This is a genomic window from Hydrotalea sp. (genome assembly GCF_049968455.1).
Lineage (GTDB): Bacteria > Bacteroidota > Bacteroidia > Chitinophagales > Chitinophagaceae > Hydrotalea.
On sequence record NZ_JBMFQT010000002.1, the window covers coordinates 202,899 to 226,572 of the forward strand.

Here is a 23,674-nt window from a genome sequence, read left to right on the forward strand (position 1 = left end):
TAATTCCAGTTATTTCAAGTATTGGTGAAACCAATTTAAATACCTCTCTAATCTATCTACCTGGTAAGAGGGCTTAACAATACCATGGTGTTGTCCCGGATAAATGACCAACTCGGTAGGTACACCAATTGACTTTAATGCTTGATACATTTGTTCTGCTCCAATTGTAGGCACGTTAAAATCTTTTTCACTGGCCATGAATAAAGTAGGAGTTGTAATTTTATTTACATGAAAGAATGGATAAGATAATGCCATCCACTTTTCAGGATGCTCCCAAGGTTTGCCTAATTCGGTTTCATATTGTGTAATATATTGGTCGAAACCATACATACTTAACTGCAGTGAACTACCTGCACCACTGGCTGCAGCCTTAAACCGATTGTCGGTAGCAATGGTATAATTGGTAGATATTCCACCATAACTCCAACCACCAATGCCCATTTTATTTCCATCAATTGTACCGGCTTTTATTAAATAATCAGCAGCCCCAATAATATCCATCACTTCTTTATTTCCCCAATCGGCATAAATAGCTTTTATATACGCCAATCCACTCCCGTTACTTCCTCTATAATTTACGCCAACCACTGCAAAATTGCCTGCTGCTAATACTTGACGAGTAAAATCAAAAGCATAATCATCTTGTGCCACCGGGCCACCATGTATATAAAAAATTGCAGGTAATTTATTATTGTTACTACCGGAAGGTGTAAATAAGATACATGGAACTTTGGTACCATCTTTACTGGTTGAAGTAAATCCTTCAACTTTAGCCAATTTAACATACTGCATCCAATCATCATTCATATGCGATACCTGATGAAAAGTATTTCCTTCAATAACTGCTACTTCATAGGGATGATAGGGATCGCTCCATAATGCCACCATTTGAGTATGATTATTACTCATATTCAATCTTTCCAAACAAAAAGTACCTTCAACCAATGGCTGCAATTTTTTTGTAGCCACTTCAACTTGTGCCAAATATTTTTTCCTGTCATCAGTAACCAAACAATAAATATATTTTCCATCGGCTGCCCATTGGTGATTCGATACCGGCCTATCTACTGCAGTAGTTAACAAAACAGGTGCACCACCTTTAGCAGGAACCATGGCTAAAATATTTTGACCATACATAGTAAAAGGCAAATTACTGCTGGATTGCAAATAAGCAATGTAATTTCCATCGGGGCTCCACATAGGCCTTACATCGCTTCCTGCCCAAGTAGTTAGTTGCAGAGGTTGTGCATTTTTTTCTGCATTCATTACCCATATGTCCGTATTGTCATTTTTGTCAGGATCAGTAGTATGGTTACTTACAAATGCAATTTGTTTACCATCGGGGCTCCATGCAGGCATGGTTTCATCAAAATTACCTGAGGTTAGTGTATCTAATTTTTCGGTAGCCACATCTAATACATACAAATGTGTATGTCTGTTATCTAAATACCCTGATTGATCATCTTTAAAATGATAGCGATTAATAACGTATGGCTTTCTGGTTTTTGTAGCTGCAGTATCTGAATAATCAGGATCCTGCATGCTAATTAAAATTTTTTTCCCATCAGGACTCCAAACGTACTCATCCAAATCTCCTTTCAAGTGGCTTATTTGCTTGGCTTCACCTCCACGTCTATCCAATAACCAAATTTGCGATTGCGTGTTCCCCATTCTTGAAGAAATGAATGATAGATATTTTCCATCAGGGCTCCATCTTGGAATTGTTTCCGCATCGGGAGAATTTGTCAATTGCACAGTTTGATGGCCATCCCAACTAACCATCCAAAGATCTGTATTACGTTTGTCTTTTGCACTATCAGCCTTGCTAACGGTGTAGGCTATCCATTTCCCTTCCGGCGATACTTGAGGATCACCCACATTAATCAGTTTATAAATATCATTGGGCAACAAATTCCTATTCATAGGCCCTTGCGCCAACAAAAAATAATTTGCACCCAACATGAGTGCTACAGATAACATCAATTTTTTCATGTAACTATTTTTTAACTGTTAATGGTTGAAAATAACTCCCATTTTGCAAATGTGTATTGGCTTCTTAAATGCAGGGAATAAATTTTGAGTAAATATATTGCAAATCAATTGTAAGCATTTACCATTCATACAAATTAATGAATATCCGTTTAGCTAAATGAAATAACTTCATCAATTAAATGTAAAACCATGCAACGCATTATTTTCAGCCTTTTAATTTTTATAACATTGGGCACACAACTGATAGCACAACAATTGTATATGCCCAGAAACATTAAAAAAGCTTACGAACAAAAAACACGCTCTTTTAATGGCATGCCGGGAACCCGCTATTGGCAAAACTCAGGTAATTACTCAATCAACCTGCAATTACAGCCCCCCTCCAGAACAGTAAATGGCCAAGAAGAAATTACTTATTTTAATAATAGCCCTGACACTTTACCCTACCTTATCATTAAATTAATTTTGAATATCCATAAACCCGGTGTTGTAAGGTTTGGTGATGTGAGCAACGACTATTTAACCTCCGGTGTTCACATTGACGAAGTAACTCTAAACGGGAACAAAATAGATTGGAAAGAACCTAAATATCACAGCACTTGGCAAGCTTTACATTTAAAAGAAAAACTCCTTCCTAAAGATTCCGTTCAAATACATTTTAAATGGCATTTCAATGCCTCAATTGAAAGTGGTCGTGAAGGCATGATTGATTCTACTACTTATTATCTAGCTTATTTTTATCCGCGAATAGCAGTTTATGACGACTATAATGGATGGGATACCGAGGATTTTACCGATCAACAAGAGTTTTATAACGATTTCAATAATTATACACTTTCAGTTACCACACCCAAAAATTTTGTTGTTTGGGGCACCGGTAATTTGTTAAACGAAAAAGATGTATTGTTACCCACTATATGTAACCGCTTACAACAAGCACAGGCAACTGACTCAACCATACACATAGCAACATTAAGTGAAATGCTTAACGGCAAAGTAACACAACCTACAACCAATACTTGGAAGTTTAGTGCCGAACATATAACTGATATGGCTTTGTGTATAAGTGACCATTTTGTTTGGGATGCTGCCAGTGTTGAAGTTGCTACTAACAGAAAAAGAGTGAGTGTGCAAGCTGCTTATAATGATACTGCTAAAGATTTTCATGAAATGGTTCAATTTGCACACCATGCCATTGGTTGGCTTTCCAAATATTGGCCCGGTGTTGCTTACCCATTCCCCAAAATGACAGTTTGCCAAGGATATGCCGATATGGAATATCCTATGATGGTGAATGACGGCACCAACAAAAACCTAACGTTTTCACGTTTTGTTGCAGAACACGAAATTGCCCATACTTATTTTCCTTTTTATATGGGCATAAACGAAAATCGTTTTGCTTTTATGGATGAAGGTTGGGCTACTACTTTTGAATACTTGATTGGTCAATCAGATTTAGGCGAAGAAAAAGCAGCCAACTTTTATAAAATTTTTAGAATAAAAGATTGGATTGAAGACCCCGCTGCTGAAGAAGACTTACCTATTATTACACCTGCAAATGTTTTAAGAAATGCTGCATACGGTAACAATGCTTATGGCAAAGCTTCATTAGGTTATTTGGCAGTAAAAGACATGTTGGGTGATTCATTTTTTAAGCACTGTTTACACACTTATATGAATCGTTGGCATGGCAAACACCCCATTCCTTGGGATTTCTTTTATTCATTTAATGACGCTGCTAAACAAAATTTGAATTGGTTTTGGCAAAACTGGTATTTCAGCAATGGATACATTGATTTGTCCATACAATCAGTTAAAAAAACAACAAAAGGATATGTGGTTGTTATTAACAATATTGGTGGATTTGATGCGCCATTTGATTTGAAAATTACCTATACAGATGGAACCACTGCCAAACAACACCATACAGCTATGATTTGGAAGAACAACGAAAAACAGGCCTCTATTGACTTAACCACCCCTAAACACATTGAATCATTGGCGATAGATAGTAGCATATTTATGGATGCGAATACAAAGGATAATGAGTGGCATGTAAAATAAACTCCATAAGAAAGCCTGTGATATTTGCTTCACAGGCTTTCTTTTTAAAATTTATTCAACTAATTATTAAGCACGCTTTTTTGCAACTTTTTTTACATTTTTTGCAGATGAACCATGTTCAACCAAAATAGCATCAATAGCTTTTGAGAATGCTGCTAGGGTTATAGCATCAGTAAACTTAACATCGTTTAAGAAAAAAGTAGGCACTTCTTTAACGCCCTTTTGTTGACCAAAACTAATGTCGCCACGTACTTGCCAGCCAAAAGTAGAATTCATTAAATCATCTAAAAATACTTTGCTGGTAACTCCTGCATCACGAGCATATGATTTTAGGGTAATAGTGCCCAAATTATGTCTATGTTCAAACAATAAATTGTGCATTTCCCAAAATTTACCTTCCTGACCTGCAGCTATAGCAGCTTCACCTGCTTTTAAAGCACGTTGATGAATATTTGTTAATGGGAAGTGACGAAAGTTTAATTTAACCTCGTTCGGATATTTTGCTAAAACTTGTTTCACAACCTCATTTGCGGCAGCACAAGCATCGCTTTCATAATCACCAAAAAACATTAAAGTTACCGGCGCATCGGCTTTACCTACGAATATATCTTTGGGCTCAATAATCACCAGAGCTTCTTTGGGTTTCATTGCCATTTGTTATGCATTTTATCAATCAGAAAAAGTAAAAATTCACCTATTTTTTTGAATTTTGGGCGCAAAGTAGCATAATTAACGCAAAAACAATCAAATAGTTTTTTTATTATTATAACTACTCATTTCTAAACACCACTAACCCATCAAACACATCGATTAATACTGGCTTAGATTTGTCAACATCACCCGAAAGTATTTTCTTACTTAACTGGTTCACAATTGATTTTTGAATTAGGCGTTTCAAGGGCCTTGCACCAAACTGAGGGTCAAAACCATTTTCAGCCAAATAATCAATTAAATAATCACTAAATTTAATTTGTATACCATTGGTAGCAACTAATTCCTGTAAATTTTTTAACTGTATGTTTACAATTCCTTTTATGTCTTCTTTCATTAAAGGTTGGAACATAATTACCTCATCCACCCTATTCAGGAATTCTGGACGAATGGTTTGTTTTAGCAAATTCAAGACTTCTTGTTTGGTTTTTTCAACCACTTCCTCTTTATTCTTGTCAGTTACATTTTCAAAAGCATCTTGTATTATTTGACTACCCATGTTGCTGGTCATGATAATGATGGTATTTTTAAAATTAACGGTACGGCCTTTATTATCGGTTAACCGTCCATCATCTAATACCTGCAATAACACGTTAAATACATCAGGGTGTGCTTTTTCAATTTCATCTAACAAAACCACGGAATAGGGTTTGCGTCTAACAGCTTCAGTTAACTGTCCACCTTCATCATAACCCACATAACCCGGAGGAGCACCCACTAAGCGAGAAACAGTATGTTTTTCCTGGTATTCACTCATATCAATGCGGGTCATCATATTTTCGTCATCAAACAAATAATCGGCTAAGGCTTTGGCCAATTCTGTTTTACCTACTCCGGTTGTTCCCAAGAAAATGAATGATCCAATGGGCTTTTTAGGGTCTTGCAATCCGGCCCTACTTCTGCGTATAGCATCGGCAACAGCAGAAATAGCCTCCTCTTGTCCTACTACACGCTTATGCAATTCATCTTCTAAATTCAAAAGTTTCTCTTTTTCACTTTGTAGCATTTTGGTTAAGGGAATACCTGTTGCTTTGGCAACTGATTCAGCAATATCTTCTGCATCAACCTCTTCTTTCAACAACCTTTTTTCAGGAGAAACTTCATTTAATTCATTTGTAAGCTTTACTATTTCAGCTTCTTTTTCTTTTACTTTACCATAACGAATTTCAGCTACCTTACCATAATCACCTTCACGTTCAGCACGCTCAGCATCTAACTTCAATTGCTCTATTGATGCTTTTGCATTTTGAATTTTTTCAACAATTTCTTTTTCTTGTTTCCATTTCGCTTTTAGTGTATCACGTTCAACAGAAAGTACTGAAATTTCCTGGTTTAATTCTTTTAATTTCTCTTCATCATCTTCCCGCTTAATGGCTTCGCGTTCAATTTCTAACTGACGAATATTTCTTTCTAATTTGTCCAACTCTTCCGGCATAGAATTCATTTCAAGCCTTAGTTTGGCAGCACTTTCGTCAATTAAGTCAATAGCTTTATCGGGTAAAAAACGATCGGTTATATAGCGATGTGATAATTCAACTGCAGCAATAATGGCTTCATCCTTAATCCGAACATGGTGATGGGTTTCATACCTATCTTTAATACCGCGTAAAATAGAAACGGCATCTTCTACACTTGGCTCATCTACCATTACTTTTTGGAAACGACGTTCCAAAGCTTTATCTTTTTCAAAATATTTTTGATATTCATTTAAAGTAGTTGCACCAATGGCCCTTAATTCACCACGAGCTAAAGCAGGTTTTAAAATATTAGCGGCATCCATGGCTCCTTCACCGCCACCTGCACCAATTAAGGTATGAATTTCATCGATAAACAAAATAATTTCACCATCACTTTCTGCAACTTCTTTTACAACACCTTTCAAACGTTCCTCAAATTCACCTTTATATTTAGCACCTGCAATTAATTGGCCCATATCAAGTGCATAAATGGTTTTGCTTTTTAAATTTTCAGGCACATCACCATTCACAATACGCATTGCCAAACCCTCAGCTATAGCTGTTTTACCTACTCCTGGTTCACCTACTAAAATGGGATTATTTTTTGAACGGCGGGATAGAATGTGCAAGGTTCTTCTAATTTCTTCATCGCGTCCAATAACAGGATCTAATTTACCGTTGCGTGCCAATTCATTTAAATTCTTGGCATATTTCTGTAATGTATTAAACTGTTGTGATTGTGTTTGCGAGTTAACGGTAGCTCCTTTTCGCAATTCTTTTATGGCAGCAATAAAACCCTTTTCGGTTAAACCTGCATCTTTTAAAATTTTAGCAGTATCATCATTTACTTGTAAAATACCCAGTAAAAGATGTTCAACACTTACAAATTCGTCACCAAATTGCTTTAAAGAAGCATTGGCTTTTAATAAAGCATTGTTCATTTCTCTCCCTAATGCCTGTGCCGGTTCTGCACCTTGCGCTTTGGGCAGGCGATTGATACTTTCTTTTACTTTACTTAAAACAAAAGCAACATTTACGTTATTCTTTTTTAATAAATAAGCAATGGCACTATCTTCATCGCTCAATAAAGCCTGCAGCAAGTGGTTGGTTTCAATATTGGGATTTCCTGCATTGTATGCCATTTGCTGAGCAGCTTGAATAGTTTCTTGTGCTTTAATGGTGTAATTATTCAAATTCATATTTAATCAATATTTTAAACGTTAAATTAGCTTTTATTTTTATTTTTGAAAAGTTAAAACACGCACCAAAATCACAATTTTGGATAACGTTTGCAGTATATTCACAAATCATAATCCAAGTAATATTTATGGAAATTTTGTCGCTTAAATACACTAAAACCTGTTGTAAAGTCAGTTTATTTTGGGGAATGCTGCTATTCTTTCAGGTTGCAATAGGGCAAGCAGGGTTTGAACCCTTAGAACAGTTTTTGAATAATACAAAAAAAGAATTAGGGAAGAATTATGTGTGCATGGTTTTACACGATGGCAAATTGGCATTTAAAAAAGAGGCAGGCGATTTAAAAATCAATACCCAAATACCTATTATGGGAAGTAGCAAATGGCTTACTGCAGCATTGGTTATGACATTTGTAGATCAGGGAAAACTTAATTTAGATGATAAGGTTAGTAGCTATTTACCCATTTTCGCAACCTATGGAAAAGCTTATATTACCATTAGGCAATGTTTAAGCCATTTAACAGGCATTCAAGCGCCTATTGGAATAGGCAATCTGTTACAGAAATCTAAATTTAATACGTTGGAAGAAGAGGTTAATGCCTTTGCATCGAAAAGGGAGATTCAAGACAATCCGGGGGTGGCATTCCGTTATTCAAACGTTGGTTTAAACATTGCCGCTCGGGTTTTAGAAGTGATTAGCAAAAAACAATTTGACCAGTTAATGGCTGAAAGAATTTTTAGGCCGTTGAATATGCGCAACTCATCTTTTTATAGTAACAAAGCTGTAAACCCATCAGACGGGGCCGTTGCAACAGCAGCCGATTACATGAATTTTTTAAACATGCTATTAAATAAGGGTATGTTTAATAACAGAAGAATTTTAAGTGAGAAAGCCATTGAAGAAATGGAAAAACCGGAAATGAACCTAAATATGGTACAATATGCACCCCCGATAGGCACAGGATACGTTTATGCTTTAGGTGCTTGGATCATTAATTCCAATGAACAAGGTATGGCAACTGCGCTTGCTGCCCCCGGTTCCAATGGCTGTTACCCTTGGATTGATATATGCCACCATTATGCTGCACTAATATTTGAAACCGGCAAAAATGGGGAACAGAAAAAAGACTGGTACATTCAACTGAAAAACAATGTGGACGATATTATTCCGGGCAACTGTAAATAACCATTAATTGGCATTTTTTACCAAAACTAATTGATTAACGTCAGCATTACTCATAGTATTATAATAGTTAACCAAATCGCCATAGGTATGTGCAGGTAATTCTTGTTTAATAGATACTTGTTTGCGAATTACTTGTATGGTGTGATGATTAAAAGAAAAAGCAATATTATAATTGCCAAACTGCGTGTTTAATTGAATGGGTTGGGGCAATGATTCTACTTCATATTCTGAAGGAACTGTGATATAAACTGTATCGCTTTGTACAAAATTTTTATTAATTACAACATTGTTCTTTCTATTTTCATCGGATAAAAGTTTTTGTTGCCAACGATCAAAAATATTGGGTTTAATAAATAAACGTTTCCCGGTTACCGAAGCGTAACCTTTTATTTGAATGTCAAAACTTTCATTCACAACAGGTATTACTTTTTTTTCTTCTTTTAACTGAATATGGCTTACTGTATAGGTTGGCAACGAAAAAACTCGATTATAGTATTCTTGTATTTTTTCCGGCGTATAAAAGTTGAGTAATTCATGAAAAGGGTCAGATGTTTGAGCTTCATAACGGGCATGTACTTGCGCAACCAAATCACCTTTTTCGTTTAAAGTAGCTTGCACCATTCTACTTTCTTGGTTTTGATTGATGGAATATATGGGGGTATGCACTATTACGCCACCGGTATCGGTTATCATTAAAGCGTCTCTATCATCGGTAAGATCAGAAACATAGCCGGCCGGCATTGTTGCATCGGTGCATTCTAACCAAAGTGTATCGGCGCCGTTAACATTGGGCACACAAACAGTTGCATGATTAAAATAAGCATTGGGAAAATCGGTCAGAAATGGAAAATGATTTTCCGTTGCATGAATTAAAACATAATAAGCTTTAATGCCCGCTTCATTTAGCAAGGCTACCATATAATTTGATAACGCTTTACAATCGCCGTATTTATTATTAGCAACATAAGCACAATCATAAGGCTGCCATCCGCCTATTCCTAATGTAATGTTTATATATCTGGTATTCTTTTGCATAAATTGATATAAAGCGATAATTTTTTGTTGGCGGGTAGGTAAACTATCCGCAATTTGATGTACTTGCTGCTGAATAACTTCCGGCAACTGATTTCTATTGCTATTTAATTCATTAATGAATTTGCCAAAATTGTTCCAACTATCCATACTGCCTTTATAATTTTGCAAGTGAAAACGAGTGGCACCAATGAATACATATGGATTTCTTTTAAAACGGCTGGGCTGAAGCGTTTCATAAGGCAAGCACTTGTAGCCCAACAACTGCCAAGTATAGGTTTTTGTGTTACTGTTATCGCTTGAATCAAACCGAATGAGTGAGGCATGTAAAATTTTATATCGGATAGATTCACTATTTGGATAAGCTACCTGAAACCGGCTTTGCATAATGCTGCAATTACTGCCCAATATAGGTTTCCAATAAGGCAATTGAAAGGTATTGGTTTGGGTTATTTCATCGGTATAAACTACTGTATAGGGATAAGTACGATAATAAAAATTGAATGATTTAATTCGTGTATCGTTGGTAAGACTCATGTAATCATTATAAGGCTCATCAGCCATTTCCTTCTTTTTTACACTCCGTAATTTTTTCCCGGTAGCATCATATAACACTCCAGTTGCTTCATTCAAAACATTCATTGGATCATAGCTGTTAGAATAGTATGCATAATCATTACCATTTTCATTCAAAACAGTAATAGCATATTCATGGCGAATTATTACCTTATTTAAATTTTGAATGGTCACTACGGTATTATCAAATCTTACAACGGCATCAGCATTTTCCTTAAGTGAGTCTGGAATATCATTACAATTTAATGATTGCGCCTTTAATGTATTGTAAGTAGTAAAAATCAATAATATCCACAAGTATTTTAGTTTCATAGTATTACTTATGTATTCTGACAAACATTAAGGTTTAGGAAAAGTCTTATTTTTCTTTAGTACAATTTGTTCACTTTCTTTTTGTACAATGAAAGCATAAAAATCGCGAAGCGTAGAATAATCTTCAGGACTAAAATTTGCTTTATTCATTAACAAACGGCACCGCATTTGTATATGATTATTTTTGTTTACGATAATATATTCAAAACTACCATCATTACCATTTAATTGAACACGAGCCGACTTTGGTAATTCATCAACTACATAACCTTCAGGCACTTCCATTTCAAAAATATAAGTTTGGTTAGGGCAATAAGGCATCTCAATGGGATAAATTCTTTGTTGTGCGGTAAATGGATTTTCCACAATTCTATCCGAAAGCATAGGATTCAAATAAATAATATCTTTATCACCATCTAGATTTAATGCGGCTGTATATTGTAATTTCAATGGTTCGTCAAGTTCTTTTAAATTATCAGCATGTACATCTGTTAACTGAACCGGAATATTGTATTGCTTTTGCAGTTGTTGCATATAAGCATCTAATGAAGTACTCATGATAACTCCTCGAGCATTTTGAGACTCTATGTTGCCAAAAGTTTTATTCACTGACAAACTCAATGTATGGTTGGTAAAATCAGGTTTTACCATAACCATATCCATTCCATATTCTTTTAATGAATCAGCATCAAACCGAAGTAAAATGGGATCTTTATCGTTTATTTCACGGGCAAAACCATTATAACAATATTCAGGCAATTGATTAAATCCAACGTATTTTCTGGATGCATCTAAATAATAATTTACATCATCTACAACCACTCTTGTAATAACGTAGTTGAATTTGTGCATAACAGGATAATCCCTTAAGACTTTCTCATGATAACGAGTACTTAAAATAACAGGATAGGCTTCCAGTCCGGCCTGCTTTAGCATTGCAGTTAATACCATATTAATATCTGCAACATTCCCATTTCGGGTTTGTACCACTTTTTTTAAAGGTTGCGACAATAGCCTTGAAGTGTGATTAATGCAACTATAGTTGTTTCGAACAAAGGTAAATATACCTTGTACTTTTTCTAAATTATTGGTAGCATTAGCTGTTGCTGTTTGAATATCGTCTTTTAACCAGGTATTGTCATACTTCAACTCTAATCCAAAATCAGGGTTGTTCAATAATTGTTCAGATTCTTTATTCCAACTCTGTGCAACTTTTTCTACATCTTCTTCCGGCATACGAATCTCCGATAATTGAAATTCAATACCACTAACATAATTATCTGCACTAGTTATGTAAGGTTGGTTATGAAATGCAGGCACGTTTTTCATAGCCCAAATATGTTTAGCAGCTTGCGTACTAACTGCTATTGTATTACCTGCTACCGAACCACCATTTCGTTTATCATGTATATAGTATTGCTGTCTAAAATCAATAGCAGTATCAAGAACATAATCTTGTATTCCTTTTTTTACAATGGCATAATTAAAAAAGTATGGCACATTTACTTCATATGAACTATATAAAACCGGATACGATTTCTGAAAATCCCAATCAGGCATAAAATAATAACTGGGCAAATTTAATTTAATTTGAAATTCAGCAATGGAACCTTCCTTTACATTGGGAAATGTGAATTTGTAAATGGTTTCATCATGGTTCACTTCTGTATACAAAGCCGATTTATCTAATTTAGTTTCTACTACCCGTCCATTTTCCATGTTAAATGTAGAAGCCTCCAATGAAATTAATTTCATTTGATAATCTTTGGATATATAAACGGGAATAGTAACTATTGCAGCGCCAAATCCATTTTTATTCATAAAACGAATACGGGTATGCTGTTCATACACAACAGAAAAGAATCCATCATTATTGCCCACGTAACTTGATTTTCCATTATTAAATAAATAAACAGCACTGGCAGAAGAATCTACATCATATACAGTGGGCTCAAAATCGCTTGGCTTAATCTGTCCAAACTTTAAATTTTCCTTTGATTGTTGTGCATGTAGAACACTTGCAGAACAAAAAACAGTTAATAACAACAATTTACTGACCCATTTCATAGAATAAGTGTTAAGGGGTGTATCTTTATTTTTGCTATATCAATAATACATAAAAAAATTTATTCATTAACATTTTATTAATAAAAAATTTTGAGCACATTTTCTCAAAAAAATACTAAAATTGTTAAACAAACTGCGAAACAGTTAGGGTTTGATTATTGTGGTATTGCCAAAGCCGAATTTTTAGCCGATGATGCCAAAAAACTAGAAAATTGGCTTCAAAAAGGCATGCATGGAAAAATGCACTACATGGAAAACTATTTCGATTTAAGAACTGACCCTAGAAAGCTTTTTCCAGGGGCAAAATCAGTAATTACACTTTTAAAAAATTACTTCCCGACACAACAGCAAAACAATGCTGCACCTAAAATTGCTCGTTATGCTTATGGACAAGATTACCATGAGGTAATTAAACAACAATTAAATACATTTTTGAATCATTTAACTTCCTACATTGGCAATATCGCGGGGCGAGGTTTTGTAGATTCTGCACCGGTTTTAGAGCGTGCATGGGCACAAAAAAGTGGATTGGGTTGGATTGGAAAAAATGGGAACTTAATTCATCCGAAAGCAGGTTCCTTTTATTTTATTGCTACGCTTATTACGGATTTGATCTTGGAATATGATAATCCATTAGCAAAAGATTACTGTGGTACCTGTACAAAGTGTATAGATGCTTGTCCGACACAAGCTATTTTACCTAACAAAACCATTAATGGTAGCCAATGTATAGCCTATTTTACCATTGAGTTGAAAGATGTGCTTATACCAGAGGAACAAAAAGGGAAATTTAAGAATTGGATGTTTGGTTGTGATATTTGTCAGGAAGTATGCCCTTGGAACCGATTTAGTAACCCCACCAACGAACCCGCCTTTACGCCTATTCCCGAAATATTAGAACTAAGTACAAAAGAATGGTTACAATTGAATGAAGAAGCTTTTAAAAAAATATTTAAGCACTCCCCTTTAAAAAGAAGTAAATACAGTGGAATACAACGTAACTTGAAATTTATTTTAAGCGATGAATCAATCAATTAAACCTCGCATTACTAAATGAAAAGCATATTGAAATGCACATCCTAATTTTGCTTTATGAATTTAATTGAACGCGATGCGAAAGTAATATGGCATCCTTTTACGCCACAAAAAAATAGAAGTAACCCAATTCCCATTACACATGGCAAGGGAACTTTATTGTTCGATGCCGATGGAAAAAGTTATATTGATGCTATTAGTAGTTGGTGGGTAAATATACATGGACATGCACACCCCTATATTGCCGAAAAGCTTTATCAACAAGCCCTTACACTGGAGCAAGTAATTTTTGCGGGATTTACACATGAACCCGCTGTAAAACTGGCAGAAAGATTATTAAAAATTTTACCGGGTAATTTTAGCAGAATATTTTACAGCGATAATGGCAGTACTTCTACTGAAGTAGCTTTGAAAATGGCCATTCAATATTGGTGGAATGAACAACAATATCGTCGAAAAAAAATTATTGCTTTTAAAAATGCGTATCATGGCGATACTTTTGGAGCCATGAGTGTTAGCGATAGAAGTGTATTTACGTTAGCCTTTCATGATTTATTATTCGAGGTAATTTTTATTGATACGCCAACTAATGAAAATATCAACAATTCCCTATCTATTATAGAGCAACATGCTAATGAAGTAGCAGCATTTATTTATGAACCTTTGGTACAAGGCGCAGGTGGATTAAAAATGTATGATGCCCATTTATTGGAACAATTAATTACAACAGCTAAAAACAACGAAATTATTTGCATTGCTGATGAAGTAATGACCGGCTTTTACAGAACGGGAAAAACTTTTGCATCAGAATATGTATCATTACAGCCCGATATTATTTGTTTAAGCAAAGCATTAACAGGTGGAACGATGGCATTAGGTGTTACAGCTTGTACAGATAAAATTTATAATGCTTATGTGCAAGATGACGCACTTAAAACCTTTTTTCATGGACACTCATTCACTGCCAATCCGTTGGCGTGTACAGCTGCTTTGGCAAGTTTAGATTTGTTACAACAAACCAATACCGCTGCTAAAGTTGAATGGTTGGTGCTTCAAATTAAAAAATTTTCTCAACAATTATTTCAATTAAAAGCACCCATAAAGAACATTAGAGTATTAGGAACAATTTTGGCGTTTGAAATTACGAGCGGCAAAGATGAGTACTTAAATAACATAAGCCAATTCATTACCCAATCGGCCTTACAGCAAGGTGTTTATTTAAGACCATTAGGCAATACTGTATATGTTATGCCACCATATTGTATTACTGAAGCAGAATTGAATAAGGTGTTTGAGGTTATTATTAACATTGTATTACAGCATGAATAAAAATATACAACTACTATATCATATTGCACAAAAACCGGTAAAATATATACTGGGACTAATGAGCGGTACATCATTGGATGGATTAGATATGGCTTTATGCAGTTGTGAAGGCAGTGGCAATAACACTAAAATAAAAGTAATTCAGTTTAAAACTGTTCCTTATAATCAAACCTTTAAAAATGAAGTAAAATCTATTTTCAGCAACCGTCATGCCGACCTGCAAAAAGTATGCATTTTAAATGAATGGGTAGCGGAAGAACATGCAAAAATAATTTTATCAACTTTATTAGAATGGAATGTTGCTGTAAAAGATGTTGATATTATAGCCAGCCATGGGCAAACAATTTATCATGCCCCTAAAAGATTACATCAATTACCCGGTTTTAACAATGCCACTTTACAAATTGGCGATGGTGATCATTTGGCTGTCAAAACAGGCATTATTACCATTAGTGATTTTAGACAAAAACATATTGCTGCCGGTGGCGAAGGCGCTCCATTAGCTTCTTATGGCGATTATTTTTTATTTGCTAGTGCGCATGAAAATCGCATTATGTTAAACATTGGCGGCATTGCCAATTTCACATTTTTACCTGCTAATGGAAATATTGAACAAATATTTTGTAGCGATACAGGACCCGGCAATACTTTAATGGATGCTTATGTTCAACATTATTTTCCGGGGCAATATTATGATGAAAATGCAGCCATCGCCTTAAATGGAAAAGTGATAAAAGCTTTGCTTCATTCATTAAAAGCACATTCTTTTTTTAAAAGTAGTTTTCCTAAAACAATTGGACCTGAATTATTCAATTTAGCATATCTGGAACAAGCATTGAAAAATGCGGATATTCACCAATATAACCATGAAGATGTAATGGCAACACTTAATTTATTTACGGCTGAAACCATTGCTGAAGCCATTTTTGCCACCACACAATCAAAACAGGAATATACCATTTACTGCAGCGGCGGCGGTATGCACAATCCCCTACTCATGCACCATTTAAAGCAATTATTGCCAAACTTTCAATTTAAAACTACCAACGATTTAAATATAAACCCCGACGCAAAAGAAGCCGTTTTATTTGCATTGCTAGCCAATGAATGTATAAGCGGCAATGGTATCGCGTTAGGAAAAGGGCAGCCTGCTATTACCATGGGCAAAATTAGCTTTCCGAATTAATGCTGTTTTTCAACCAATGTTTGTAATGCAGTGAGATTTTGTTCAAGCATGGTACCAATAATTTTGTCACTTACCATAGCGCCAAACCTTTGCCAGGGATACCACTTTAAAAATTGCTCATATTGCCATTGCACTACTGTAGATGTATTGTTTTGCGCAGGTATTAACTGTAATGTTGAAATAAGCGGTTTGCCTTTTGAATTTTGCCAAATGGAAACTACAGAATCGGCTGTAACTTTTTGAATAGTAACCCAACGATTACCTATTTGTGCTTCATTTGCATTTTTAATATGCACATTTTGCTCGTGCATACCTGCAACCCATTTGCTCCAACCGTTAATGGTTTGTACATACGGCCTAATACTTTCAGCCGGCGCTTGAATAGTAATTGCCCGGGAAACAATGATATGAGATGGAAAAATAAAAGCTAAACCCTGTACCAAAATGGCCAGAATGATAATACTAAAAAAAGCTTGTTTCAATAATTTCATAAACCACTATTCCCACTTAAAGGTTTTTATAGCCACATAATAAATAAGCACACCCCAAATAGCTAATATTCCTATTTCTTTCCATACACTTATTAAAGATGCACCTTCAAATGAAATAGCCCGCATGGCATTATTAAATTGTGTTAAGGGTAATGCGTTGCAAAATGGTTGCATCCAGGCGGGAAAATTATCGATTGAAAAAAAAGTACCTGCCAATAAAAACTGTGGTAATGTAAAAATATTAGCAAAGGGAGGAATTGTACTTTCATTTTTTGCAACACCACTTACAATAAATCCAAAACCCATGAAAACGATTAATGCCAGAAAGCTCAAAATCATAATATTAATAAAAGTAACAATTCCATGTACCAATGTAAAATGGAAGAAAATTTTTCCAACTACAATAATTACAACTGCAGTAATAAGTTGAAAAATAATACGTCCTAATGCCTCTCCTAGAACAATGTACGAGCGTTTAATAGGTGTAGCAAAAAAACGCTTCAACACCAATTGTTGCCGTAAGTTAAAAAATAAAAATGCCACGCCAAAAACACCTGCACTTAACAATGAAAAGCCCAACTGACCGGGTAAAATAAAGTCAATGGTTCGATAAACTCTGCCCGGAATTTTTTGTACATCATTACTGATATTAGCAATACTGGGCATATTTGGATACATTTTTGTATTAATCCCGGTTATTACCGATTGAATAATTTGCTTTAACACCCCAAGATTTTGAGGATTAACTGACTCTGAACTCTTTAATTCAATAGTATATGGAATTGCCGGATTGTTAGACCGCACAATTTTTATAATCGCAGTAATTCGGCCTTTTTCTAAATCTTCTTTTAACTGCTCATCCGATTTATCTTTAAACTTTAAGTTACTGATACTTTTTAAAGCAGGATAAATAACATTGGTTGTATCCGAATTTTTATCCATTACTACATTCAAAGAAAGTCCACCGCTATTACCCAAAAAACCAAAAACCAATATAAATACCAAAGGAAATCCGATACTAAAAGCAATAGAAGAAGGACTGCGCAATGTAGCCCTTAGGCTAGCTTTGGTAATTGCCAGCATAGCGGTTATTTGATTATACTTTTTTCCCATATTACTTTAAATGTGCAGCAAAGCTATCTGTTTATTGCTCTTGTACAAAACAAAAGCCGGCAATTTACTTTCTTCAATTAAAAATAGATTAAAGCCCAATCCCGATTTTTAAAAAACACTGTTTTAAATGTCGCAGTTATTTTGTATTTTACTGAACACACTAAAATTAATTTTATATGTTTGAAGAAATAATGCAACTGGTTAAACAACATGCGCAAGATGCAGTTGTCAACAATCCAGCCGTTCCAAATGAAAATAATGAAGCTGTTATGCAAGAAGCAGGAAGTTCTATCGTAAACGAATTAAAGAACTTATTCAATAGTGGAGGAATAAGCAGTTTATCCCAAGGAGATAATTCAGGCACACAAAACACAGCTATTCAAAACATTTCAAACAACTTTATCAACAATATTACTGAAAAACTAGGCATAGCGCCAGAAACCGCCTCTGGTATTGCAGCCACAGTTGTGCCCAATGTAATGTCAAGTATACAAAATATGGGTAATCAACAAGGCGGTATTCAAAACTGGTTAAGTAATATTACAACAGGCGGTAACCTTGGAAATATTGTGAATAATATTGGCGGAAAATTAGGTTTAGATAAAGACGGAGATGGTGATGTGGATTTTGATGATTTGAAAAAAATGTTCTAGCAAAAACATTTACGCCATTTTATCACTACTAAAAATTGCCTCATGAAATACGTGAAACTTTTCACAATATCAAATATTATTTTTTTATTATTCATTTTTACAACCAATCACCTAATAGCACAATCATTACCAACGCGTTGGGATGAATTAACTGCTAGCGATTGGAATAATGCGCTTAAGCAATCAAATTATACCTGCATCTTACCCATTGGAATTTTAGAAAAACATGGCCCACATGTACCTATTGGCTCCGATTTAATTAGGGTTCGTGAATATGCAGCACGTGCCACAAAAAAAGAATATGCCGTTGTTTTCCCTGATTATTTCTATGGGCAAATTAATGAAGCAAAGCATCAGCCCGGAGTATTTGCTTTGAAAGAAAATGTTGTTTGGAATTTGTTGGAAGCTACTTGCGATGAAATTGCAAGAAATGGGTTTAAAAAAATTATTATTATTAATGGTCATGGTGGAAACCCGGAACTCATTCGCTATTTCATTCAAACACGATTAGAACAACCTCATAATTATGCCGTTTACTTTTTTGAACCTCATACTGATAGTGCTTATTTACAACAAATTAAAAAACTACACCGTTCACCAATAAATGACGATATGCATGCTGGTGAAAATGAAACCTCAGAATTATTGTATTTAAGGCCTGAATTGGTTAAAATGGATAGTGCCAAAAATGAATCAGGAATGAATCAACATCGTTTGAACATTCCAAATGTTTATACAGCCATATGGTGGTATGCCGATTTCCCCAATCATTATGCGGGCGAAGGCGACAAAGCAACCAAAGAATTGGGCGAATTAGAAGTGAACCATGTAGTGAATCAACTATCAGATGCGATTAAAGCTGTAAAAGCAGATAAGGCTACGCTTTTATTACAGCAAGAATTTTATAACCGAGTTAGGCATTAATGTTTTAAGTAGATTAGAAATTGATGCAGCTTACAACGTAAACACAATTTCACTATTCAAGAAAATACAATTGGAATAGCATTCATTTAAATGTTGGGAAGAAGCCTCTATACAGCTGAAATTTCTTAGCAAAATCATTACAATTGTTGTAGTATTGCCCCTTGCTTTTGTAATTAAAAAAAATGTTCATGGGGCAAAGTACTAAAACGGCTTACATTTTATTAGGCAGTAATTTAGGTAACCGATTCAATTATATTCAGCAAGCTATAAATGAAATTGAACAAACATGCGGTAATATAATTTTAAGCTCATCGGTTTATGAAACCGAAGCTTGGGGGGTATCTGCTAACCCACCCTACTTAAATCAGGTAATAGCTATTCAAACTTTATTTAAGCCTGAAGCACTAATGCAAACTTTATTAAATATTGAAGAAAAACTGGGCAGAGTTAGAACACAACGTTATGCAGATAGAACCATAGATATAGACATTTTATTGATAGATAATTTAGTATTAACAACACCCATTTTAATTGTACCTCATCCGGCAATGGCAGAACGCAAATTTGTTTTAGTGCCTTTGCAGGAAATAGCGCCTCAATTAACACACCCGGTTACTCAAATTTCTATTACGCAAATGCTACAACAGTGCAATGATAAACTTAAGGTAGAAAAATTTTTAAATCATCCATAAATTTATTGATCCATATTTAACTGCTGAATGAAATACCATTACATTACCATTGAAGGAAATATTGGCGCAGGCAAAACAACCTTAGCACATTTACTTGCCAAACATTACAATGCCAGAATAATCTTAGAAGCATTTGCCGATAATCCCTTTTTGGAAAAATTTTATGCCGATCCTGAAAAGTTTGCTTTCCCTTTAGAATTGTTTTTTATGGCTGAACGTTTCAAGCAACTAAAAAACATGTTGCACACTAACGATTTATTCAGCAGTATAACTATTAGTGATTACTTATTTTCTAAATGCTTGTTGTTTGCAAAAGTGAATTTACCAGATGAGGAATTTAGACTTTACCAAAAGTTGTTTGACATTATGCAGCAACAAATTGCTTTCCCCGACATCCTTATATACTTACATGCACCCGTACAAAAGTTGCAACAAAACATTAAGAAAAGGCAACGTAGTTATGAACAAAATATTCCTGATAGTTATTTATTTAACTTACAGGAAACTTATACACAATACATAAAGCAACACAACATTAAAACATTGTTTTTTGATGTATCCAATGCTGATTTTTTAGGAAATCCAATACATCTTAAAGTAATTACAGATGCATTAGAAAGAGATTATGAAACCGGGCAGCATTTTTTTTCATTACCCTAACTTTTGCATGCAATTGTCATTTACTTTCGTAATTCGTAAAATTAATCTAAACCTGAATGGAAGATAATACCCGACACGATGCATTTGCATCGATGCGGATTCCCGAATTTAGAAACTTAATGATTGGCCGCTTTGCATTCATTATGGGCTTGCGCATGATGGCAACATTGCTTGGTTGGTGGATTTATGAATTAACCAATGCCCCTTTCGCCATCGGTTTAATTGGTTTATCTGAAGTGGTACCAGCCATATCGCTTGCATTGTATGCTGGGCACGTTATTGATATTAGTGAAAAACGCAAATTGCTTTTAACTTGCATAAGTTTATATTTAGTTGCTGCCATTTTGCTTACATTACTATCAACACATTTTACAGCAACACATCTACACAATCGTGTAATAGCAGCCATTATCTATGTCATTGTATTTGGAACCGGTATAATTCGTTCTTTTACCGGGCCAACCTTTAGTTCGTTATTGGGTCATATTGTACCGAAAAAAATTATTGCTAATGCCACTACTTGGAGCCAGGGTACGTGGCTTTCAGCATCAGTTACAGGCCATGCTACTGCAGGATTTTTAATTGCCGGATTTGGTAATACAGGCACCCTAATTGCGGTAATTATTTTAGTTAGCATTGCACTTTCAGTTTTGTTTTTATTAAAAGCTAAACCTCCTTTAAATGAACGAGGAGAAAAGCGAACTTGGGAAAGTGTGAAAGAAGGCTTACATTTTGTTTACAGAACAAAAGAATTATTAAGTGCTATTACTCTTGACTTATTTGCGGTTTTTTTTGGTGGGGCTGTGGCTATGATTCCTGTATATGCTAGAGATATTTTAAAAGTAGGACCTGAAGGATTTGGTTTTTTGAATGGCGCTTCCGACCTGGGTTCAATTTGTATTGTAATTTGGTTAACGCTATTCCCTTTACGTAAACAGCAAGGCCGTAAGTTATTAATAGCTGTGGGTTTATTTGGTGCTTGCATTATTGTATTTGCACTATCAAAAGTTTTCTGGCTATCCTTCATAGCACTATTAATTTCAGGAATAGTAGATGGCGTTAGTGTAGTAGTTAGAGGTACCATTATGCAATTAAAAACACCCGATAATATGCGAGGTCGCGTACTTAGCGTTAGCTCTATGTTTGTAAATTCCAGTAATGAATTGGGGCAATTTGAAAGTGGTATGGCTGCTAAATTAATGGGGGTTGTTCCTTCAGTTGTATTTGGTGGATGTATGACTTTACTGGTAGTTATTGTTACGTGGGTTAAAGTACCGGTATTAAGAAAAATGGAGTACTAAATTTTTAACGCTACCATCAATACAACATTTAGTTATTGCTTAGCTTTTCCAACACGTAAAATACGGCCGGGCAAAATTCTGCATTTTTTAAAGTAATATTCATTCTTTTCAATAGCACATCCTCATTGGTATAAGGAAAGCGTGCACAATCCGACGGGCGAACATCATATATTGAGCAAGCATTCCCTTCACCCAAAAATGTGCAAGGTGTTTGTTTTACAACATAATCGCCCTCTTCATCTAATCGCAAATAGGTATCAATAAATACACTTTCTTTTAGCTTTAAATGCTTACTAATACGTTTAATATCGGGCGTTTTAAATCGGGGCGAATAATTTTTACAACAAGCAGCACAATTCAAACAATCTATTTGTGCAAAAGCCTCTTCATGCAAAGCAGGTAATTGTTTTAAAACCTTATTACGTTGCACACGCTGTAGCCAGTTCTTGTACTTTTTTTTGTTTGCGACACTTTGTTGTTGCCAATTTTCAGGTATTACCCTCATTGAATAAAATTACAATGTACAAAGATAACCAAACATTCCCTTCACCTATTTCAACAATTTATTAAGGTTATTTTGTTAATTGTTTATGAGCGAATGTGTTAACTTGCCACATTATTCAAATATGTATTTAGCATGGATAGTATAAGAGAACAATGGCTGATATTAATTTCTACCCCTATTTATTTAGTTATAATCAGCATTGAATTAATGCTTTCGCACTTACAACACAAAAAAGTTTATACATTTAAAGACACGTTTACTAACATTTATTTAATGTTAGTAAACGGTGGTATCGATTTGGTTTTTAGGCTGTTTTACGTGGGTGTTTGGCAATATTGTTTTTTACACGCATGGCATACATGGTCTAACTATGGCTGGGTATATTGGGTTTTATTATTATTAGGGGAAGACTTCTTGTATTACTGGTTACACCGATTCGACCATGAAATTCGCTTTTTTTGGGCTACGCATGTAACCCATCATAGTTCACCGGTTATGAATTTTACGGTAGGCTTCCGTTCTTCTGTGTTTGAACCATTATACCGCTTTATTTACTTTATACCATTAGCTTGGTTTGGTTTTAAACCGGTTGATATTTTATTTATGTACTCAGCCACCCAAATTTGGGGCATTTTTGTACATACTGAAAGTATAGGAAAATTGGGATGGTTAGAATATATTTTTGTTACACCCTCGCATCACAGGGTACACCATGGTTCAAACCCAAAATATTTAGATAAAAACATGGGTATGTTTTTAATCATTTGGGATAAGTTATTCAATACTTTTCAAGAAGAAATTCCGGCAGAACAATATCAACCCATACACTACGGCTTAACCAAGAATTTGGAAAAGCCCAATGCATTCACCATTATTTTTCATGAATGGATTGCCATAGGGAAAGATTCATTGCAAAGAGGGTTAACTTTTAAAGAAAGATTGGGATATATTTTTGGCCCTCCCGGTTGGAGTCATGATGGCAGTAGACAAACCAGTAAGGATTTGCAGGCAATAGAAAATTTAGAACAAAGTTTTGAAACCGGCATTCTTAATCCCGATGAAATAACACCCGGCTTACAGGTGCAAACAGTAAATGTTCAATGAGAAAACTTTGATATAATCCCTGATGGATGGTTCTTATCCATTAATTTTACTTGCTTTCATTGCTATTTCTATAGGTTTCTACATGGT

Annotated in this window: 19 protein-coding genes; 11 read left to right on the forward strand and 8 right to left on the reverse strand. The window is 34.9% G+C overall.

All coding sequences use genetic code 11. The annotated features are described in order from the left end of the window. Positions 1-9: 9 nt before the first annotated feature. Positions 10-1,992, reverse strand: coding sequence for a S9 family peptidase (locus ACP5P5_RS02435; RefSeq protein ID WP_428284523.1), 1,983 nt, complete (start codon positions 1,990-1,992; stop codon positions 10-12). A 189-nt stretch (positions 1,993-2,181) separates the two neighbouring features. Here ACP5P5_RS02435 and ACP5P5_RS02440 point away from each other — a divergent pair, with 189 nt between their 5' ends. Continuing rightward, entirely contained in the window at positions 2,182-4,056 is a 1,875-nt protein-coding gene (locus ACP5P5_RS02440; RefSeq protein WP_428284524.1) for a M1 family metallopeptidase, read from the forward strand. Positions 4,057-4,122: 66 nt separating this feature from the next. Here the strand turns inward: ACP5P5_RS02440 and ACP5P5_RS02445 are convergent, their stop codons facing one another. Together ACP5P5_RS02445 and clpB are read right to left on the reverse strand one after the other, a co-directional pair. After that, positions 4,123-4,710 (reverse strand): DsbA family protein, encoded by a 588-nt coding sequence (locus ACP5P5_RS02445; RefSeq protein WP_428284525.1) that lies wholly within the window; start codon positions 4,708-4,710, stop codon positions 4,123-4,125. Positions 4,711-4,825: 115 nt separating this feature from the next. Then, positions 4,826-7,423, reverse strand: a complete 2,598-nt coding sequence (gene clpB / locus ACP5P5_RS02450) for an ATP-dependent chaperone ClpB (RefSeq protein WP_428284526.1) — start codon at positions 7,421-7,423, stop codon at positions 4,826-4,828. A 128-nt stretch (positions 7,424-7,551) separates the two neighbouring features. Between clpB and ACP5P5_RS02455 the strand changes: the two genes are divergently transcribed. Then, positions 7,552-8,607, forward strand: coding sequence for a serine hydrolase domain-containing protein (locus ACP5P5_RS02455; protein WP_428284527.1), 1,056 nt, complete (start codon positions 7,552-7,554; stop codon positions 8,605-8,607). Positions 8,608-8,610: 3 nt separating this feature from the next. Here ACP5P5_RS02455 and ACP5P5_RS02460 read toward each other — a convergent pair whose 3' ends face one another. Then, entirely contained in the window at positions 8,611-10,527 is a 1,917-nt protein-coding gene (locus ACP5P5_RS02460; RefSeq protein ID WP_428284528.1) for a DUF3857 domain-containing protein, read from the reverse strand. A gap of 27 nt (positions 10,528-10,554) precedes the next feature. Further along, positions 10,555-12,594: a transglutaminase domain-containing protein gene (locus tag ACP5P5_RS02465; RefSeq protein ID WP_428284529.1), complete on the reverse strand. Its 2,040-nt coding sequence runs from the start codon at positions 12,592-12,594 to the stop codon at positions 10,555-10,557. Between the two features lie 90 nt (positions 12,595-12,684). Between ACP5P5_RS02465 and queG the strand changes: the two genes are divergently transcribed. Genes queG through ACP5P5_RS02480 form a run of 3 tightly spaced genes read left to right on the forward strand, consistent with a single transcriptional unit; the run spans position 12,685 to position 16,144 of the window. Next, on the forward strand, positions 12,685-13,632 hold the full coding sequence (gene queG / locus ACP5P5_RS02470; RefSeq protein WP_428284530.1) for a tRNA epoxyqueuosine(34) reductase QueG: 948 nt from the start codon (positions 12,685-12,687) through the stop codon (positions 13,630-13,632). Positions 13,633-13,686: 54 nt separating this feature from the next. After that, the gene (bioA, locus tag ACP5P5_RS02475) at positions 13,687-14,958 is read left to right on the forward strand and encodes an adenosylmethionine--8-amino-7-oxononanoate transaminase (protein WP_428284531.1); all 1,272 of its coding nucleotides are present in this window, start codon (positions 13,687-13,689) and stop codon (positions 14,956-14,958) included. Further along, positions 14,951-16,144, forward strand: coding sequence for an anhydro-N-acetylmuramic acid kinase (locus ACP5P5_RS02480; protein WP_428284532.1), 1,194 nt, complete (start codon positions 14,951-14,953; stop codon positions 16,142-16,144). The genes bioA and ACP5P5_RS02480 overlap by 8 nt, the downstream gene beginning before the upstream one ends. Here the strand turns inward: ACP5P5_RS02480 and ACP5P5_RS02485 are convergent. Both ACP5P5_RS02485 and ACP5P5_RS02490 read right to left on the reverse strand, forming a co-directional pair. Further along, positions 16,141-16,635, reverse strand: a complete 495-nt coding sequence (locus ACP5P5_RS02485) for an SRPBCC family protein (RefSeq protein WP_428284533.1) — start codon at positions 16,633-16,635, stop codon at positions 16,141-16,143. The two genes, ACP5P5_RS02480 and ACP5P5_RS02485, sit on opposite strands and share 4 nt — an antisense overlap. 6 nt (positions 16,636-16,641) lie before the next feature. After that, positions 16,642-17,748, reverse strand: coding sequence for an ABC transporter permease (locus ACP5P5_RS02490; protein WP_428284534.1), 1,107 nt, complete (start codon positions 17,746-17,748; stop codon positions 16,642-16,644). 176 nt (positions 17,749-17,924) lie between these two features. Between ACP5P5_RS02490 and ACP5P5_RS02495 the strand changes: the two genes are divergently transcribed. The 5 genes from ACP5P5_RS02495 (at position 17,925) to ACP5P5_RS02515 (ending at position 21,978) form a co-directional block, all read left to right on the forward strand. Next, on the forward strand, positions 17,925-18,401 hold the full coding sequence (locus tag ACP5P5_RS02495; protein WP_428284535.1) for a DUF937 domain-containing protein: 477 nt from the start codon (positions 17,925-17,927) through the stop codon (positions 18,399-18,401). Between the two features lie 42 nt (positions 18,402-18,443). Beyond that, positions 18,444-19,325, forward strand: a complete 882-nt coding sequence (locus ACP5P5_RS02500) for a creatininase family protein (protein ID WP_428284536.1) — start codon at positions 18,444-18,446, stop codon at positions 19,323-19,325. A 188-nt stretch (positions 19,326-19,513) separates the two neighbouring features. Continuing rightward, positions 19,514-20,017 carry a 2-amino-4-hydroxy-6-hydroxymethyldihydropteridine diphosphokinase gene (folK, locus tag ACP5P5_RS02505; RefSeq protein WP_428284537.1) on the forward strand — a complete coding sequence of 168 codons (504 nt, stop codon included), beginning with the start codon at positions 19,514-19,516 and terminating at the stop codon, positions 20,015-20,017. 27 nt (positions 20,018-20,044) lie between these two features. After that, positions 20,045-20,677, forward strand: a complete 633-nt coding sequence (locus ACP5P5_RS02510; protein WP_428284538.1) for a deoxynucleoside kinase — start codon at positions 20,045-20,047, stop codon at positions 20,675-20,677. A 56-nt stretch (positions 20,678-20,733) separates the two neighbouring features. Continuing rightward, a complete protein-coding gene (locus tag ACP5P5_RS02515; RefSeq protein ID WP_428284539.1) occupies positions 20,734-21,978 on the forward strand; it encodes an MFS transporter in 1,245 nt (414 codons plus the stop codon). Positions 21,979-22,006: 28 nt separating this feature from the next. Here ACP5P5_RS02515 and ACP5P5_RS02520 read toward each other — a convergent pair whose 3' ends face one another. Next, on the reverse strand, positions 22,007-22,483 hold the full coding sequence (locus ACP5P5_RS02520; protein ID WP_428284540.1) for a YkgJ family cysteine cluster protein: 477 nt from the start codon (positions 22,481-22,483) through the stop codon (positions 22,007-22,009). 132 nt (positions 22,484-22,615) lie between these two features. Between ACP5P5_RS02520 and ACP5P5_RS02525 the strand changes: the two genes are divergently transcribed. Next, entirely contained in the window at positions 22,616-23,587 is a 972-nt protein-coding gene (locus ACP5P5_RS02525) for a sterol desaturase family protein (RefSeq protein WP_428284541.1), read from the forward strand. Positions 23,588-23,674: the final 87 nt, after the last annotated feature.